Here is a 14,325-nt window from a genome sequence, read left to right on the forward strand (position 1 = left end):
GAAGTGCTCGGCTGGCTTCTCCGGCTCCTGCTCCTGTTCTTGCTGGTGCGGGCGTTGATGCTGATCGTGGGCGGGCTCATTCGCGGCCTGATCGGCGCCGCACAGGTGCCCGGCGAGCCACGACAGGGGACCGGTGCGGGCTCGGTGGCCCGTTCGCACGGAACCCTGGTGCAGGATCCCGTGTGCGGCACGTACATCCTGCAGGAGCGGGCGCTTGCCATGAAGACGGCCGGCGGCACCGCCTTCTTCTGTTCAGAGCGCTGTCGATCCGCCTATGATGCGCAGGCGGCCCGGTCTCGCTGAGCATCGCGGACCCGTCCGGACTGCCCCGTGACCGCCACGCCATGACGCCCCGAGAGGAACAGCTCCGCGCCGAGATCTGCGAAGTCGGCCGGCGTGTATACGCGCGCGGCTACGTGGCGTCCAACGACGGCAACATCAGCGCCCGGCTCGACGACCTGTACGTCCTCGCCACGCCCAAGAACGTCTCCAAGGGGTTCATGACCCCCGACATGATGGTGGTCACCGACATGCAGGGCCGCAAGGTGGCCGGCCATCGCGACGCGTCCACCGAGCTCAAGATGCACCTGGCGGTCTACGAAATGCGCCCGGACATCCGCGCCGTGGTGCACGCGCATCCGCCACTATCGACAGGCTTCGCCGTTGCCGGTGTGCCGCTGAACAAGTCCTCGCTCGCCGAGATCATCTTCTCGCTGGGCAGCGTGCCGATCGCCGAGTACGCGACGCCGTCCACACAGGAACTGCCCGACGCCGTGAAGAGGTACATCAGCGCCCACGATGGCCTGCTGCTGGCCAACCACGGCGCGCTCACGGCCGGCCAGGACCTGATGAACGCGTACTTCAAGATGGAGACGATGGAGCATTTCGCGCAGATCACGTTGGTCGCGCGACAGCTCGGGGGCGAGAACCTCATTTCCCGCGAGGAAGTGAACCGGCTCCAGGGCCTGCGGGACTTCTACGGCATCAAGTCGCCGGCCCCCATCTGCACCGACCCGGAACTGGCCGAGGGCGCCGGTACGACGTGCCAGTTCGTCGACGCACCCGCCTCCGACGGACCCCGCATCGTGCCGCCCATGGGCACGCTGCCGGGGGGCGCCGAGGGCGGGGAAATTCGGCTAACATACCGCGAGCTTGCGGCCCTCATTGCCGACGCGGTGCGTCAGGTGACACGCGACGCCTGATCGCGTGAGCCATATGTCCAGACCCGCGCGGGCAGGCCGCGCAAGCCGGCGCGAGGCGCCAGGTGATCCGTTTATGGGTGAAGCACTCGGAATGATCGAGACCAAAGGTCTCGTGGCGATGATCGAGGCTGCTGACGCGATGGTGAAGGCCGCCAAGGTCACCCTCGTCGGCTGGGAGAAGATTGGCGCGGGCTACGTCACGGCCATCGTCCGTGGCGACGTCGCGGCGGTGAAGGCCGCCACCGATGCCGGTGCCGCCGCCGCTCGCCGTGTCGGCGAGCTCGTGTCGGTGCACGTCATCCCGCGTCCGCACAGCAATCTCGAAGACGTCCTGCCCATCGGCAAGGCCGCCGGGAAATGATCCTCGGCAGGGTCGTCGGCACCGTCGTGGCGACCCGCAAGGACGAACGGCTGCTGAGCGCCAAGCTCCTCGTCGTTCGCCCCGTCTCCCCCGAGGGACAGCTCGAAGGCACGCCGCTCGTCGCCGTGGACACCGTCGACGCCGGGACCGGGGAAATGGTCCTGGTCGTCTCCGGCAGCTCGGCGCGCATGGCCGACGGCCTCGGGCAGTCGCCCGTCGATGCGGCCATCGTCGGCATCGTCGACACCGTGTCGATGTCCTGATCGCGAGTTCCCCACCATGCACCTGGCCCGCGTCGTCGGCACCGTCGTCTGTACACACAAGGACGCGCGGTTGTCCGGCGTCACGCTGCTGATCGTCCAGCCGGTCGGGCGCGACGGCAGCGACGTCGGACGCGCGCTCGTGGCCACCGATGCGGCTGGTGCAGGCGTGGGCGAGCGCGTGTTCTTCGTCCGCGGGCGTGAGGCCGCCTTTCCCTTTCATCCGGTCGAGGTCCCGACCGACGCGAGCATTGTCGGCATCGTGGACCACACGGACGTGGTCGACTGACGTGCAGGTCGGCACCATCATCGGCACCGTCGTCTCCACGCAGAAGCACGCCAAGCTGCACGGCGCGAAGCTGCTGCTGGTGCAGCCGGAACTGCCCGACGGCACCCCGAAGGGGACGGTCGTGCTCGCCATCGACAGCGTCGGCGCCGGTGTCGGTGAACGCGTGCTGTTCGTGATCGAGGGCAAGGCCGCGGGCGACGCGCTCGGCCGCAAGGGGGCCCCAGTCGACGCGGCCATCATCGGTATCGTCGACGCCCTCCAGAAGACCGAGGAGGTGTGGTGATGCAGGACGACGAGCTGCGCCTGCTGGTCCGCGACGCCATCGCCCGTCACCTGGGTTCCGATGGTAGGGACGGCTCTCCGAGCCGTCCATCTCCACATCCAGGCTCTCCGAGCCGTCCATCTCCATATCCAGGCCGTCCATGCCCGCAGGACACGATGTCCTGGAAAGCGCACCTGTCGCACGGCCGCTTCGTGTTCCTGGCCCCGACTGAACCAGATGCCCCGTGCGTGGTCGAACCCGAGGTGCGCTGTCACCACTGCGGGTTCTGCCAGTCGTACGGCCACTGAAGGACCTGCCCCAACGCCATGTCGACCTCACAGCGCCCGCGCGTCTTCGTCTCGCGCCGATTGTTCCAGGAAACGCTCGACCTGATCGCGCAGCATGCCGACATGGACGTCTTCGATCGGAGCGGCAGCCCGTCGTCCGAGGAACTCGTCGCCCGGACTACGGGATGTGCCGGGCTGATCGCGCAGGGCACCGACAAGGTCGACGCCCAGTTCCTCGATCAGCTCCCCGATCTGCGCGTGGTGTGCAACGTCGCCGTGGGCTACAACAACATCGACGTCGCGGCCGCCCGCGAGCGCAAGATCGTCGTGACCAACACGCCGGACGTGCTCAATGAAGCCTGCGCGGCACTGACATGGGGCCTCATCCTCGGCGTCACGCGGCGTCTCGGCGAAGGCGAGCGCATCCTCCGCGCCGGGAAGTGGAAGGGATTCCAGCTCGATTTCCTGCTTGGCATGGATCTCGTCGGCAAGACGATCGGCGTGATCGGCATGGGGCGCATCGGCCAGGCCGTCGCGGCCAAGGCCGCGGCCTTCGGGATGCGCACGGTGTACATGAAGTCACCGCGGCGGCCGGACGAACAGATCGTCGGCCCCGACGGCGTGCCGTACGAAGGCCTCTCGTTCGAGGAGGTGATGCAGCGTTCCGACGTCATCACCCTGCACGTGCCGCTCTCCCCGCAGACGCACCATCTCGTCAACCGGGACAGCATCCGGCTGATGAAGCCGACGGCGTACCTGGTCAACATGGCGCGCGGTCCGGTGGTCGAGGAGGCAGCCGTCGTCTCAGCACTCGAGAATGGCTGGATCGCCGGCGCCGCCCTCGATGTGTATGAACTCGAACCGGTCGTGCACCCGGGTCTGATGAAGTTCGACAGTGCGTTCCTCATTCCCCACCTGGGCAGCGCGACCCGCGAGACCCGCACCGCCATGTGCAACCTCGCTGCGCGCAACCTGATCGAGGTGCTCGGGGGCCGGCCGCCGGTCACGGCGATACCGGGGTCGTATATTCCGTGAAGTGCGCAATTTCAGGAATTGCACAATTTCAGAATTGCATCGACTTCACCAATGCCTCGTCGGTTGGTGCCGGAATGAAATTCTGAACTTCTGAAATCCTGCAATTTCTCGATCCCCATGGTTCGCGCTCTTTCCGTTCCGACCTTGAGGCCCCCGCTCCCCGTCGCGCCGACGCTGAAGCGGCTCGGTGTCGCGATTCGCTCGCTGGAACTGCCCGCGATCGAGAAGATTGGCGAAGAGTCCATGGGCGACGCGTTCCAGGTGCTCGTGTCGACGATGCTGTCGGCGCAGACCAAGGACGCAGTGACGCTGGCGTCGTCGTTGCGGCTGTTCGCGGTTGCGCCCGATCCGGCGTCGCTTGCCAGGCTCACGACGAGTCGAATCGAGAAGCTGATCTATCCGGTGAGCTTCTATCGCAACAAGGCCGTGCACCTGAAGGAGACGGCGCGCATCCTCGTGCGCGACTTTGCCGGTGCGGTGCCGACCACGATGGACGCCTTGCTGACCCTGCCGGGTGTGGGACGCAAGACGGCGAATCTCACGCTCATCGTCGCCTGCCGCAGCCGCGACAACATCTGCGTCGACACGCACGTTCACAGGATCGCGAACCGGTTTGGCTGGGTACGGACGCGCATGCCGGAGCAGACCGAGCGTGCCCTCTACGAGGTCGCGCCTCGCCGCTGGTGGGCTACCATCAACCTGCATCTGGTCACTTGGGGACAGCACGTCTGCAAGCCCGTGTTTCCGCAATGTGGCCGCTGCATTCTCAACGACACGTGCCCCAAGATCGGGGTCGTGCGTGAAGGGCGGGTCGCGTGACGAATCCTCGCCGGACTTTCCTGAAACTCGGTGCGATGGCTGCGACGGTGGCGGCCTTTCCGGTGCGTGTCTCGCACGCGCTCGCGCAGGCGATGCAGGGCGCACGTATCGTGCGGCAGGCGTCGCCGGAGAATCTCGAGAGTGACTTCGGCGCGCTGTCGGAGTTCATCACGCCAACCGAACAGCATTACGTTCGCAGCCACTTCGCGGTCCCGCAGGTGGACATTGCGGCGTGGACGCTGCAGGTACGCGGCGCCGTCGGGCAACCGCTGACGCTGACGCTCGAGCAGTTGCGCGCACTGCCGAAGGTGTCGAAGGTCGTGACACTGGAGTGTGCGGGCAACGGGCGTGTCTTCCTCAACCCGGCGGTCGGCGGCGTGCAGTGGGAACGAGGTGCCGTCAGCACGGCGGAGTGGACCGGCGTGCGGTTGGCCGACCTGCTGGCGAAGGCAGGCGTGGCGACCGATGCGACGCGGGTGGCTTTCGAGGGCATGGACAAGGGCGACGTGAAGAACACGCCACTCCCAGCGGGGCCGATCACGTTCCACCGGAGCGTGTCGATCGAGGACGCGAAGGCGCGGGACGTATTCGTGGCCTACGCCATCAACGGACAACCGTTACCGGCTGCGCATGGCGCGCCGGCACGGTTGATCGTACCGGGCTGCTACGGCATGGCGTCGGTGAAGTGGCTGTCGTCGATCGAGGCGATCAAGGGCGAGTTCGGAAGTTACTGGGAGAGCACCGATTACGCGTACTGGGATCGATCGACCGGACGTCCACTGCGTCGCCCGCTGATGGGGATGCAGGTCAAGTCGTCGATCGCGAAGCCGTCGCCCAACGGCCAGGTCGCGCGAGGGGCGACGACCGAGATCGTCGGTGCCGCGTGGAGCGATGGCACCGTCACGCGCGTAGAGGTCAGCACCGACGGCGGCGCCACGTGGCGTGACGCGGAGTTCATCGATCCCGAGAGTGCCGTGACCTGGCGTCGCTGGCGCCTGAAGTGGCAGGTCCCGGCCACCGGCAGCGAGGCCGTGCTGATGACGCGTGCGACCGACGCGAAGGGCCGAACGCAGCCGATGACCCGGAACAACGACTACGGCACCTACGTGATCCACCACGTCGTGCCGATCACGGTCAAGATCACATAGCCTGCAGCCTGCGGCCTACAGCCTACCTGGAGCCTGCAGGCTGTAGGCTGTTGTAGCCGTCGACCTTCCGCCTTCGCCAAGGCTCCGGCGGACAAGTCAGGTCGACGGTCAGTGATCCGCGACCAATGACTGCGGAGCGCCATGGCCGAACACACTGCGACCGTTGCCTGGGACCGCTTCGACGCGGCCTTCACCGACAACCGCTACAGCCGCGCGCACCGCTGGATGTTCGACGGCGGCGCCACGATCCCGGCATCGTCATCGCCACATGTGGTCCCTGTGCCGATGTCCGATCCGATGGGCGTCGATCCGGAAGAGGCGTTTGTCGCGTCGCTTTCGAGCTGCCACATGCTGTGGTTCCTCTCCATTGCCGCCAGTCGTGGCTTCGTTGTCGATCGCTACGAGGACAACGCCGTCGGCACCATCGCGCGCGACGAGAAAGGTCGCCTCGCGATGACTCGCGTGGTGCTGCACCCGACCATCGCGTTCAGCGGCCCGCGCATGCCGACCGACGACGAAATACGTGCGATGCACGATGCCGCCCACCACGAGTGCTTTCTCGCCAACTCGGTGCGGACCGAAGTCGTCGTGATGGACATGCCGAGCGGCCGATGATCAGGAGCGGGGGAGTCGCTGTCGCACTCCTGTGCACACCGGAGGAACCCGAAAAGGCCTGGGCTGGGTGAGGGTACTGACGACGATGGATCCTCAGCCGCACAATCACGTGCGCGCTTGTCTCGCCCTGATGAGTCGGGATATCGTGCGGCCTTACCGAAAGGACAACCCGATGGCCCAGAACGACTCCGCGGCGCGTGCCGCAATCGACGCGACCAATCGCAGGTTCGAAGCGGCGTTCAACACCGGTGACCCCGGTCGCGCCGCGCGGGAGGTGTACACCGAAAGTGCGTCGATCCTGCCGCCGGACCTGCCGATGGTGCAGGGACGCGAGAACATTGCGGAGTTCTGGGTCGGCGCTGCGGCGCAACTTGCTGTCACCGACGTACGGCTTTCGACCGTGGCCCTGGAGATTCATGGCGACGTCGCTCACGAGATCGGGAAGGCAGCGCTGACCCTTGCGGGCGGGCAGCAGGTCGCCATGAAGTACTGCGTGTTCTGGCTCCGGGTGGGCGACGAGTGGCGCTGGCACGCAGACATCTGGAACGCCGGCGTGTGATGCGGCGCGACGTCTGATGGATCTGCAGACGCAGTTCGGTCACATCGACGTCTACCTGTTCGATCAGCTGCTCCGCGGCCGCATTCGTCCGGGCATGCGTATACTCGACGCCGGCTGCGGTGGCGGACGCAACCTCGTGTACCTCCTGCGCGAGGGCTTCGACGTCCACGCCGTCGACGAGGACCCGCAGGCGATCGTCTACGTGCGCGAGATGGCTGCGGCCCTGGCGCCGAGCCTCCCGCTGGAACGGATCCGGCTCGACGCCATCGAGCGCATGTCGTTCCCCGACGCCTGGTTCGACGTCGTCATCAGCAACGCGGTGCTCCATTTCGCGCGAGACGACGAGCACTTCGAGGCGATGGTGCGCGAGATGTGGCGGGTGCTGAAGCCGGGTGGGATGCTGTTCGCGCGACTCGCTTCCAGCATCGGCATGACCGAGCCGATGGAGCATCTCGGCGGCCGCCACTACGTGTTGCCCGACGGCACGACGAGGTATGTCGTGGACGAGCCCATGTTGATGACGATGACGCACGCGCTCGGCGGCGAGTTGCTTGACCCGATCAAGACGACGGTCGTCCAGCATCAGCGCTGCATGACGACGTGGGTGGTTGGGAAGAACGCTGAACGTTGAACGCCGAACGCCGAGCCGAAGCCGACGGTTCGGTAGCGCCCGCTCGAGTAGGTCGCGCCCGGCTGTCCCAGCCGGGCGTTCCAAGCTGTCCGCGCAATGTCGAATCGAACGTCGGGCTGGGACAGCCCGACGCGACCATCAACGCGCCTGTCGCAGCTTGCTGTGGCGGTATCCGTACGCGAAGTACACCACCAGCCCAATCGCGAGCCAGATGAAGAAGCGTTCCCAGGTCTGGCGGGGCAGTTCCAGCATCAGGTAACTACACGAGCCCACCGCGAGTAGCGGCACCGCTGGGACCAGCGGTGTGCGGAACGGGCGCGGGGCCTCCGGATTCGTCCGGCGCAGCACCAGGATGCCGATGGCCACCAGCACGAACGCGAACAGCGTGCCGATGTTGGTGAGTTCGACGATCTCGTCGATGTTGGCAAAGCCGGCAAGCAGCCCGACGAAGACGCCGGTGAGGATCGTCGTGATGTGCGGTGTCTGGTACTTCGGGTGCACCTTGGCGGCCCACTGCGGCAGCAGTCCGTCGCGCGCCATCGAGAAGAAGATGCGCGGCTGGCCCATCTGGAACACGATCAGCACCGACGTCGTGGCAAACACGGCGCCGAGCGAGATGATGCCCGAGGCCCAATGCATCCCTTGCGCCGAGAACGCCGTCGCGAGTGGTTCGGCCGTGCCGAGCTGAGTCCATGGCACCAGCCCGGTGAGCACGATCGCGACCGCCATGTAGATGACCGTACAGATGACCAGGCTGCCGATCATCCCGATTGGCATGTTGCGCTGCGGATCCTTGGTTTCCTCGGCTGCCGTCGAGACCGCGTCGAAGCCGATGTAGGCGAAGAAGATGATGGCGGCGGCACTGCTGATCCCGGCAAAGCCGTTCGGCGCGAAAGGTGTCCAGTTGTCGGGCTTGACGTAGAAGACGCCGACGGCCAGGAAGAACGCGATGATCACCAGCTTGAGTACCACCATCGCGGTGTTGAAGCCGGCGCTCTCGCGGACGCCGCGCACCAGCACCCAGGTGATGCCCATCACCGACAGGAACGCCGGCAGGTTGAAGAGAATCGGCACGCCGCCGAGATGCGGCGCCGTCAGTACTGCTTCGGCGTTGCGGATGATGTTGGGCGCGAGGTCGGCGCCGGCTCCGCCCGCTGCCTGGTATTCGGCCAGGGCGCGATAGGCAGTGCGGTAATCGATACCCAGCCAGACCGGCCACGTGATCCCCAAGCCCCGCAGCAGTTCCTGGAAGTACCCCGACCACGAGATGGCCACCGCGACATTGCCGATCGCGTATTCGATGATCAGGTCCCAGCCGATGATCCAGGCCACCAGTTCGCCCAGGGTCGCGTACGAGTAGGTGTACGCAGACCCCGCGATCGGCACCATCGAGGCGAATTCCGCGTAGCACAGGGCGGCGAACCCACACGCCAGCGCGGTGAGCATGAACGAGATCACCAGCGCCGGTCCGGCCCCGAGGTGATGAGCACCACCGGCCGCGGCGCTGCCGACGGTGGAGAAGATGCCCGCCCCGATGATCGCGCCGATCCCCAGCGAGATCAGCTGCACCGGCCCGAGTGTCCTGGCGAGGCGCGGGCCCCCATGGGGGTCGGCGTCACCCGTAAGCTGGTGCAGTGGCTTGACCGCGAAAAGCTGGTTCACGCAAGACTCCTCGAACAGTGGCCGAAAACTTGGCTGCTACCTTACACCACGGCTCACTCTTGCAGCCTGCAGGCTACAGGCTGCAGCCTGCCGGCAGGCGGTACTAGAATCCCCCCATGACGCGCGCGTTGTTGTCGTTGCTGCTACTGGCCGCACTGTGCCTGTCCGCCGCGGGGCGTGCCCTCGAGGCGCAGGCACCCGCCGTCGGTCCGAAGATCGTGATGGAGACCGACAAGGGCACCATCGTCATCCAGACCTGGCCCGACAAGGCCCCGAAAACGGTCGCCCACATCGTCGACCTCGTGAAGAAGAACTTCTACAACGCCCAGCGCATTCATCGTGTCGTGAAGGGACAGCTGGTCCAGTGGGGCGACAAGATGTCGCGCGACATGACGTATCGCGAGTGGTGGGGACGCAGCCCGGGCGGCAGCAGTGGCACGCCCATCGGTGTCGCGGAGTTCAGCAAGGGCCTCAAGCATCGCCCCGGCAGCGTCTCGATGGCCCACTCGGGCAACCCCGCGTTTGCCGACAGCCAGATCTTCATCTGCCTGGCGGCGATGCCCAACCTCGATGGCAAGCACGTGATCTTCGGCGAAGTGAGCGAGGGCCTCGCCGTTGCCCGCACGCTCGCCGTCGCCGATCGTCTCAAGCGGGTGACGATCAAGTAAACGGGAGTCTGGAGTCGGGAATCGCGTCTACCGGCAGCGCCCGCTCGCCGACGATCCTGGGTAGGAGCATCGACGGTCGCGGCCTCCGGCGATGAGTCGGTTCGCTTGAATCAGGTCACATCTTCCGGATCCGACCCGAATCGGAGAACGTGTCCGTCCGGGTCTGCGACTTTCATCTCGCAGGCCCAGGGAAAGTTCTCCGGGGGATGGAGAATCCGGGCTCCGCTCTCCTTGTACTCTTCGTACAGCGCCTCGACATCATCGACACCGAGCCACACCCACGTTCCGGGATGTCCCTGGTCACCTTCGGACAGGTAGATGTTCGCCCCATCGCGCGTGACGCACGTGAATTCGTCGCCACCCCACTCGGCATTACTGAAGCCCAGAACGCCAACATAGTACCGGAGGCTGCGGTTCATGTCGGCGACGCTCAGTATCGGATTGGCGTGCTCGAATTTCGTCCGGACGGTCTCTCGACGCGGCATGAAGTCCTCACTTGACGTCGGGCTCGATACTCGATCTGTCCGCTTGCACGGACGCACGCAATCGGCCCGGGTTTACTTCCCCCGCACAGTCCGCATATGGTTAGGGCCGACTGTCACAGCACGTCTGGAGGCGCCCTGCATGCAGGTTGTTCCGGCGATTGATGTTCGATCGGGATTCGGTCAAACGAGACGGCGCGATGCGTGGTGGCGCGCGCCACTGGTCGTGTTCCTCGTCCTGTCGACCTTCGTGGTGTATGCGACCTGGGCCGCTTTCCAGAACGCGCATTACACCTTCGGCCCGTACCTGTCTCCGTTCTATTCACCGGAGATCTTCGGCTCCTCGCCGCACAGTTGGCTGGGGTCGCGGCCGGCCTGGTGGCCCGGCTTCGTGCCCTTCTCGCCAGCCCTGATCATCCTGCCATTTCCCGGCCTCTTCCGCTTCACCTGCTACTACTACCGGGGCGCCTACTACAAGTCCTTCTGGGCGGATCCGCCCGCCTGTGCTGTCGGCGAACCGCGCACGCGCTACCGGGGCGAGCACTCCTTTCCGCTGATCCTGCAGAACGCCCACCGTTTCTTCATGTGGGTGGCGATCGTCTTCATTGCCCTCCTGGCGTACGACGTGTGGGCCGCGATGTGGTTCACCGATCCGGCAACCGGACAGGCACGCTTCGGCATCGGCGTCGGCACGGTCGTGCTCGCGGTGAACGTCGTGCTGCTCGCGTGCTACACCTGGGGCTGCCACGTGTTGCGGCACGTCGTTGGCGGCAGGCTCGACGAAGTGTCGAAGAAGCCGGTGTGCGATTACGCATACGCGTGTGTGAGCGGCCTGAATGGCCGTCATCAACTCTTTGCCTGGTGCAGCCTCGTGTCCGTGATGTCGGCCGATCTCTACGTGCGCCTCTGCTCGATGGGCGTGATCACCGACCTGAGGCTGTTCTGATGGGCGCGCCGCACACGTATAGCTACGACGTGCTGATCGTGGGCGCCGGGGGCGCGGGCCTGCGAGCCGCGATCGAAGCCGCCTCGGCTGGCGTCTCGGTCGGCCTCATCTGCAAGTCCCTGCTCGGCAAGGCCCACACGGTGATGGCCGAGGGCGGCATGGCCGCCGCGATGGGCCACAACGACGACCGCGACAACTGGCAGGTGCATTTCGCCGACACGATGCGAGGTGGCCAGTACGTCAACAACTGGCGGATGGCTGAACTCCACGCGCGTGAGGCGCCCGACCGCGTCCGCGAACTGGAGGCGTGGGGCGCCGTGTTCGATCGCACCCCCGACGGCCGCATCAACCAACGCAACTTCGGCGGCCACCGTTACCCGCGCCTCGCGCATGTCGGCGATCGCACTGGCCTGGAACTGATTCGCACGCTGCAGGACCACACGATCCATCTGGGCGTCACGGTCCACATGGAATACACGGTCATCGATCTGCTGCTCGACGATGGGCAGGTGTCGGGCGTGCTGGCCTACGACCGCGAACGTGGGCGTTTTTACGCGTTTGCGGCCAAGGCCGTGGTCCTGGCCACGGGTGGCGTCGGCCGTGCCTTCAAGATCACGAGCAACAGCTGGGAGGGCACGGGCGACGGCCACGCCCTCGCGTACCGCGCAGGAGCCGAGCTCATCGACATGGAGTTCGTGCAGTTCCACCCGACCGGGATGGTGTGGCCGCCGTCGGTGAAGGGCATCCTCGTCACGGAAGGCGTGCGCGGAGAAGGGGGCGTCCTCAAGAACAGCGAGGGTCGCCGCTTCATGTTCGATGACATCCCGGAGAACTACCGGCCGCAAACCGCCTCCGATGCCGAGGAGGGCTGGCGGTATACGCAGGGGGACAAGTCCGCACGGCGACCACCTGAACTCCTGACGCGTGACCATGTCGCGCGCTGCATCAGACGCGAGGTCAGGGCCGGCCGCGGCAGCCCGCACGGCGGCGTGTTTCTCGACATCGCGTGGATCAAGGAGAAGCTGCCAGGCGCAGCCGATCACATCAGGCGGAAGCTGCCGAGCATGTACCACCAGTTCAAGGAACTGGCCGACCTCGACATCACCCGGGAGCCGATGGAAGTCGGTCCGACGACCCACTACATCATGGGCGGCATTCGCGTCGACGCCGACACACAGGCGTCCACGATTCCGGGACTCTTCGCGGCCGGCGAATGCGCCGCCGGCATCAACGGCGCCAACCGTCTCGGCGGCAACTCGCTCTCGGACCTCATCGTCTTCGGCAAGCGTGCTGGCGAATACGCCGCGGCCCACGCCCGCAGCCGGGTCGCACCGCGCCTCGACGAGCAGGCGATCGCGGAGGCCACCGGCGCCGCCCTCGCGCCGTTCGAACGCGGTGGAAGTGGAGAGAACCCCTACACGGTGCAGCAGGACCTGCAGGAGACGATGCAGGATCTGGTGGGCATCGTGCGCGTGGAAACCGAGATGCAGGACGCGCTGACCCGGCTCGATGCGCTCAACGCCCGCGCGGCGCGTTCGGGCGTCGAGGGGCATCGCGAGTACCACACCGGCTGGCACGCGTGCCTCGATCTGCGCAATTTGCTCACGGTCTCCGAGGCCATCACGCGTTCGGCGCTCGAGCGACGCGAGAGCCGCGGCGGGCACTTCCGTGACGACTACCCCGAGAAGAGCGCGGAATATGGCGCCTTCAACATTGCCGTGCATCGCGATCCCGGCGGCACGATGCACGTCGCCAGGCGGCCCATTCCGGCGATGCCGGCCGAACTGACCAGCATCGTCGAGGATCAGAAACAGTAATGGCCAAGGCAACCTTCCGACTCTGGCGAGGTGGCACCCACCAGCCCGGGGCGTTCGTGGACTACGCCACGGAGGTCTCCGAGGGCATGGTCGTACTCGACGCCGTTCACCGCATCCAGGCCGAGCAGGCGCCCGACCTTGCGTGCCGGTGGAACTGCAAGGCCGGCAAGTGCGGCTCGTGCTCGGCCGAGATCAACGGCCGGCCGAAGTTGATGTGCATGACCCGGCTGAACACCCTCGATCTCGCCGAGCCGGTCACCGTCGAGCCGATGCGCGCCTTCCCGCTGCTCAAGGACCTGGTGACCGACGTCTCGATCAACTTCCGGATCAAGCCGGGCATCCGGAAGTTCGCCCCGAGAACGCCGGATGCCGCCGACGGCACGTGGCGCATGGCCCAGCGCGACGTCGATCGCGTCCAGGAATTCCGCAAGTGCATCGAGTGTTATCTGTGCCAGGACGTGTGTCACGTGATCCGCGATCACGCCAAGCACGAGGACGGCTTCATCGGCCCGCGCTTCCTCGTGTACGCCGCGGCGCTGGAGATGCACCCGCTCGACACCGGCGACCGGCTCGGTGACCTGAAGGATCGCCACGGGCTCGGCTACTGCAACATCACCAAGTGCTGCACGACCGTGTGCCCGGAGCACATCCACATCACCGACAACGCGATCATCCCGCTCAAGGAGCGTGTGGTCGATCGCTACTACGATCCCGTGACCCGTCTGCTGAGGATGTTCAGGGGTTGATGACCATCCGTCGATCCGTTGGGGGTGACCATGTTCGAGCTGAAACCGCTGTCTCCTGCCGCCGTGCCGGCGGCATTGGCCAAGGCCGAGCGCTACCGCCTGCTCAATGAGCCCGGGCAGAGCCAGAGCATCTGCGAGGACGTGCTGCGCACCGAGCCGGGCAATCACCAGGCGCTGGTGATGCTGATCCTCGCGCTTTCGGACGACTTTCCCCGGCAGCAGGGCCAGACCGCCGCACGTGCGCGTGAACTGGTCGACCAGCTGCCAACCGAGTACGAACGCGCGTACTACGGTGGCCTGGTCGCGGAACGTCGCGCGCGCGCACTGATCGAGCGCGGCGGCCCTGGCGCCCGCGCCGGCGCCGAGTGGCTGCGCGAGGCGATGCAGGCCTACGAGCGCGCCGAAGCCTTGCGGCCGCCCGACAACGACGAGGCGCGGCTGCGTTGGAACGCGTGTGCCCGCGTGTTCAACGCCCAGCCGTCGCTGCTCGCTGGCGTGGATGACGAGGTACCCAGCGCCATCATGAGTGAATGACG

General features: G+C 66.3%; 20 protein-coding genes. 18 read left to right on the forward strand and 2 right to left on the reverse strand.

Annotated features, from left to right (window positions below; translation table 11 throughout):
- Positions 1-3: 3 nt before the first annotated feature.
- From LuPra_RS03070 to LuPra_RS03125, 13 genes are all read left to right on the forward strand, one after another.
- The gene (locus LuPra_RS03070; protein WP_157898669.1) at positions 4-303 is read left to right on the forward strand and encodes a hypothetical protein; all 300 of its coding nucleotides are present in this window, start codon (positions 4-6) and stop codon (positions 301-303) included.
- Positions 304-344: 41 nt separating this feature from the next.
- Complete coding sequence (locus LuPra_RS03075; RefSeq protein WP_110169394.1) at positions 345-1,202, forward strand: class II aldolase/adducin family protein; 858 nt, start codon at positions 345-347, stop codon at positions 1,200-1,202.
- A gap of 73 nt (positions 1,203-1,275) precedes the next feature.
- A complete protein-coding gene (eutM, locus tag LuPra_RS03080) occupies positions 1,276-1,563 on the forward strand; it encodes an ethanolamine utilization microcompartment protein EutM (protein ID WP_110169395.1) in 288 nt (95 codons plus the stop codon).
- The gene (locus tag LuPra_RS03085) at positions 1,560-1,826 is read left to right on the forward strand and encodes a EutN/CcmL family microcompartment protein (protein WP_110169396.1); all 267 of its coding nucleotides are present in this window, start codon (positions 1,560-1,562) and stop codon (positions 1,824-1,826) included. Before eutM ends, LuPra_RS03085 begins: the two co-directional genes overlap by 4 nt.
- Positions 1,827-1,842: 16 nt before the next feature.
- The gene (locus tag LuPra_RS03090; protein ID WP_110169397.1) at positions 1,843-2,112 is read left to right on the forward strand and encodes a EutN/CcmL family microcompartment protein; all 270 of its coding nucleotides are present in this window, start codon (positions 1,843-1,845) and stop codon (positions 2,110-2,112) included.
- 1 nt (position 2,113) lies between these two features.
- On the forward strand, positions 2,114-2,395 hold the full coding sequence (locus LuPra_RS03095; protein WP_110169398.1) for a EutN/CcmL family microcompartment protein: 282 nt from the start codon (positions 2,114-2,116) through the stop codon (positions 2,393-2,395).
- Entirely contained in the window at positions 2,395-2,682 is a 288-nt protein-coding gene (locus tag LuPra_RS31540; protein WP_157898670.1) for a hypothetical protein, read from the forward strand. Before LuPra_RS03095 ends, LuPra_RS31540 begins: the two co-directional genes overlap by 1 nt.
- Positions 2,683-2,700: 18 nt before the next feature.
- Entirely contained in the window at positions 2,701-3,696 is a 996-nt protein-coding gene (locus LuPra_RS03100) for a 2-hydroxyacid dehydrogenase (RefSeq protein ID WP_110169399.1), read from the forward strand.
- 144 nt (positions 3,697-3,840) lie between these two features.
- Complete coding sequence (locus tag LuPra_RS03105; RefSeq protein ID WP_234800699.1) at positions 3,841-4,515, forward strand: endonuclease III domain-containing protein; 675 nt, start codon at positions 3,841-3,843, stop codon at positions 4,513-4,515.
- Entirely contained in the window at positions 4,512-5,663 is a 1,152-nt protein-coding gene (locus tag LuPra_RS03110) for a sulfite oxidase (RefSeq protein WP_234800700.1), read from the forward strand. Before LuPra_RS03105 ends, LuPra_RS03110 begins: the two co-directional genes overlap by 4 nt.
- Before the next feature lie 141 nt (positions 5,664-5,804).
- Positions 5,805-6,278 carry an OsmC family protein gene (locus LuPra_RS03115; RefSeq protein ID WP_110169401.1) on the forward strand — a complete coding sequence of 158 codons (474 nt, stop codon included), beginning with the start codon at positions 5,805-5,807 and terminating at the stop codon, positions 6,276-6,278.
- A gap of 172 nt (positions 6,279-6,450) precedes the next feature.
- Complete coding sequence (locus tag LuPra_RS03120) at positions 6,451-6,837, forward strand: YybH family protein (protein ID WP_157898671.1); 387 nt, start codon at positions 6,451-6,453, stop codon at positions 6,835-6,837.
- Between the two features lie 16 nt (positions 6,838-6,853).
- Entirely contained in the window at positions 6,854-7,468 is a 615-nt protein-coding gene (locus LuPra_RS03125; protein WP_110169403.1) for a class I SAM-dependent methyltransferase, read from the forward strand.
- A 138-nt stretch (positions 7,469-7,606) separates the two neighbouring features.
- Here the strand turns inward: LuPra_RS03125 and LuPra_RS03130 are convergent, their stop codons facing one another.
- Entirely contained in the window at positions 7,607-9,130 is a 1,524-nt protein-coding gene (locus LuPra_RS03130) for an amino acid permease (protein WP_110169404.1), read from the reverse strand.
- Between the two features lie 116 nt (positions 9,131-9,246).
- On the opposite strand from LuPra_RS03130, the gene LuPra_RS03135 reads away from it, so the two are divergent.
- Positions 9,247-9,798, forward strand: coding sequence for a peptidylprolyl isomerase (locus LuPra_RS03135; RefSeq protein ID WP_110169405.1), 552 nt, complete (start codon positions 9,247-9,249; stop codon positions 9,796-9,798).
- 110 nt (positions 9,799-9,908) lie between these two features.
- Here the strand turns inward: LuPra_RS03135 and LuPra_RS03140 are convergent, their stop codons facing one another.
- Positions 9,909-10,283: a glyoxalase superfamily protein gene (locus tag LuPra_RS03140; protein WP_110169406.1), complete on the reverse strand. Its 375-nt coding sequence runs from the start codon at positions 10,281-10,283 to the stop codon at positions 9,909-9,911.
- A gap of 139 nt (positions 10,284-10,422) precedes the next feature.
- Between LuPra_RS03140 and LuPra_RS03145 the strand changes: the two genes are divergently transcribed.
- Genes LuPra_RS03145 through LuPra_RS03160 form a run of 4 tightly spaced genes read left to right on the forward strand, consistent with a single transcriptional unit; the run spans position 10,423 to position 14,323 of the window.
- Positions 10,423-11,226, forward strand: a complete 804-nt coding sequence (locus LuPra_RS03145; RefSeq protein WP_110169407.1) for a succinate dehydrogenase — start codon at positions 10,423-10,425, stop codon at positions 11,224-11,226.
- A complete protein-coding gene (locus tag LuPra_RS03150) occupies positions 11,226-13,043 on the forward strand; it encodes a fumarate reductase/succinate dehydrogenase flavoprotein subunit (RefSeq protein ID WP_110169408.1) in 1,818 nt (605 codons plus the stop codon). Before LuPra_RS03145 ends, LuPra_RS03150 begins: the two co-directional genes overlap by 1 nt.
- Positions 13,043-13,789: a succinate dehydrogenase/fumarate reductase iron-sulfur subunit gene (locus LuPra_RS03155; protein ID WP_110169409.1), complete on the forward strand. Its 747-nt coding sequence runs from the start codon at positions 13,043-13,045 to the stop codon at positions 13,787-13,789. The genes LuPra_RS03150 and LuPra_RS03155 overlap by 1 nt, the downstream gene beginning before the upstream one ends.
- A 30-nt stretch (positions 13,790-13,819) precedes the next feature.
- Positions 13,820-14,323, forward strand: a complete 504-nt coding sequence (locus LuPra_RS03160) for a hypothetical protein (RefSeq protein ID WP_157898672.1) — start codon at positions 13,820-13,822, stop codon at positions 14,321-14,323.
- Positions 14,324-14,325: the final 2 nt, after the last annotated feature.

Origin of the sequence: Luteitalea pratensis (assembly GCF_001618865.1) — a bacterium.
GTDB classification, from domain to species: Bacteria; Acidobacteriota; Vicinamibacteria; order Vicinamibacterales; family Vicinamibacteraceae; genus Luteitalea; species Luteitalea pratensis.

What these genes read in the sequence shown, in the direction of transcription:
- LuPra_RS03090 (WP_110169397.1), top strand. Translation starts at nt 1,843, where the DNA reads ATGCACCTGGCCCGCGTCGTCGGCACCGTCGTCTGTACACACAAGGAC.
- LuPra_RS03120 (WP_157898671.1), top strand. Translation starts at nt 6,451, where the DNA reads ATGGCCCAGAACGACTCCGCGGCGCGTGCCGCAATCGACGCGACCAAT.
- LuPra_RS03160 (WP_157898672.1), top strand. Translation starts at nt 13,820, where the DNA reads ATGTTCGAGCTGAAACCGCTGTCTCCTGCCGCCGTGCCGGCGGCATTG.
- LuPra_RS03115 (WP_110169401.1), top strand. Translation starts at nt 5,805, where the DNA reads ATGGCCGAACACACTGCGACCGTTGCCTGGGACCGCTTCGACGCGGCC.
- LuPra_RS03155 (WP_110169409.1), top strand. Translation starts at nt 13,043, where the DNA reads ATGGCCAAGGCAACCTTCCGACTCTGGCGAGGTGGCACCCACCAGCCC.
- LuPra_RS03145 (WP_110169407.1), top strand. Translation starts at nt 10,423, where the DNA reads ATGCAGGTTGTTCCGGCGATTGATGTTCGATCGGGATTCGGTCAAACG.
- eutM (WP_110169395.1), top strand. Translation starts at nt 1,276, where the DNA reads ATGGGTGAAGCACTCGGAATGATCGAGACCAAAGGTCTCGTGGCGATG.
- LuPra_RS03125 (WP_110169403.1), top strand. Translation starts at nt 6,854, where the DNA reads ATGGATCTGCAGACGCAGTTCGGTCACATCGACGTCTACCTGTTCGAT.
- LuPra_RS03150 (WP_110169408.1), top strand. Translation starts at nt 11,226, where the DNA reads ATGGGCGCGCCGCACACGTATAGCTACGACGTGCTGATCGTGGGCGCC.
- LuPra_RS03075 (WP_110169394.1), top strand. Translation starts at nt 345, where the DNA reads ATGACGCCCCGAGAGGAACAGCTCCGCGCCGAGATCTGCGAAGTCGGC.
- LuPra_RS03135 (WP_110169405.1), top strand. Translation starts at nt 9,247, where the DNA reads ATGACGCGCGCGTTGTTGTCGTTGCTGCTACTGGCCGCACTGTGCCTG.
- LuPra_RS03085 (WP_110169396.1), top strand. Translation starts at nt 1,560, where the DNA reads ATGATCCTCGGCAGGGTCGTCGGCACCGTCGTGGCGACCCGCAAGGAC.
- LuPra_RS03140 (WP_110169406.1), bottom strand. Translation starts at nt 10,283, where the DNA reads ATGCCGCGTCGAGAGACCGTCCGGACGAAATTCGAGCACGCCAATCCG.
- LuPra_RS31540 (WP_157898670.1), top strand. Translation starts at nt 2,395, where the DNA reads ATGCAGGACGACGAGCTGCGCCTGCTGGTCCGCGACGCCATCGCCCGT.
- LuPra_RS03100 (WP_110169399.1), top strand. Translation starts at nt 2,701, where the DNA reads ATGTCGACCTCACAGCGCCCGCGCGTCTTCGTCTCGCGCCGATTGTTC.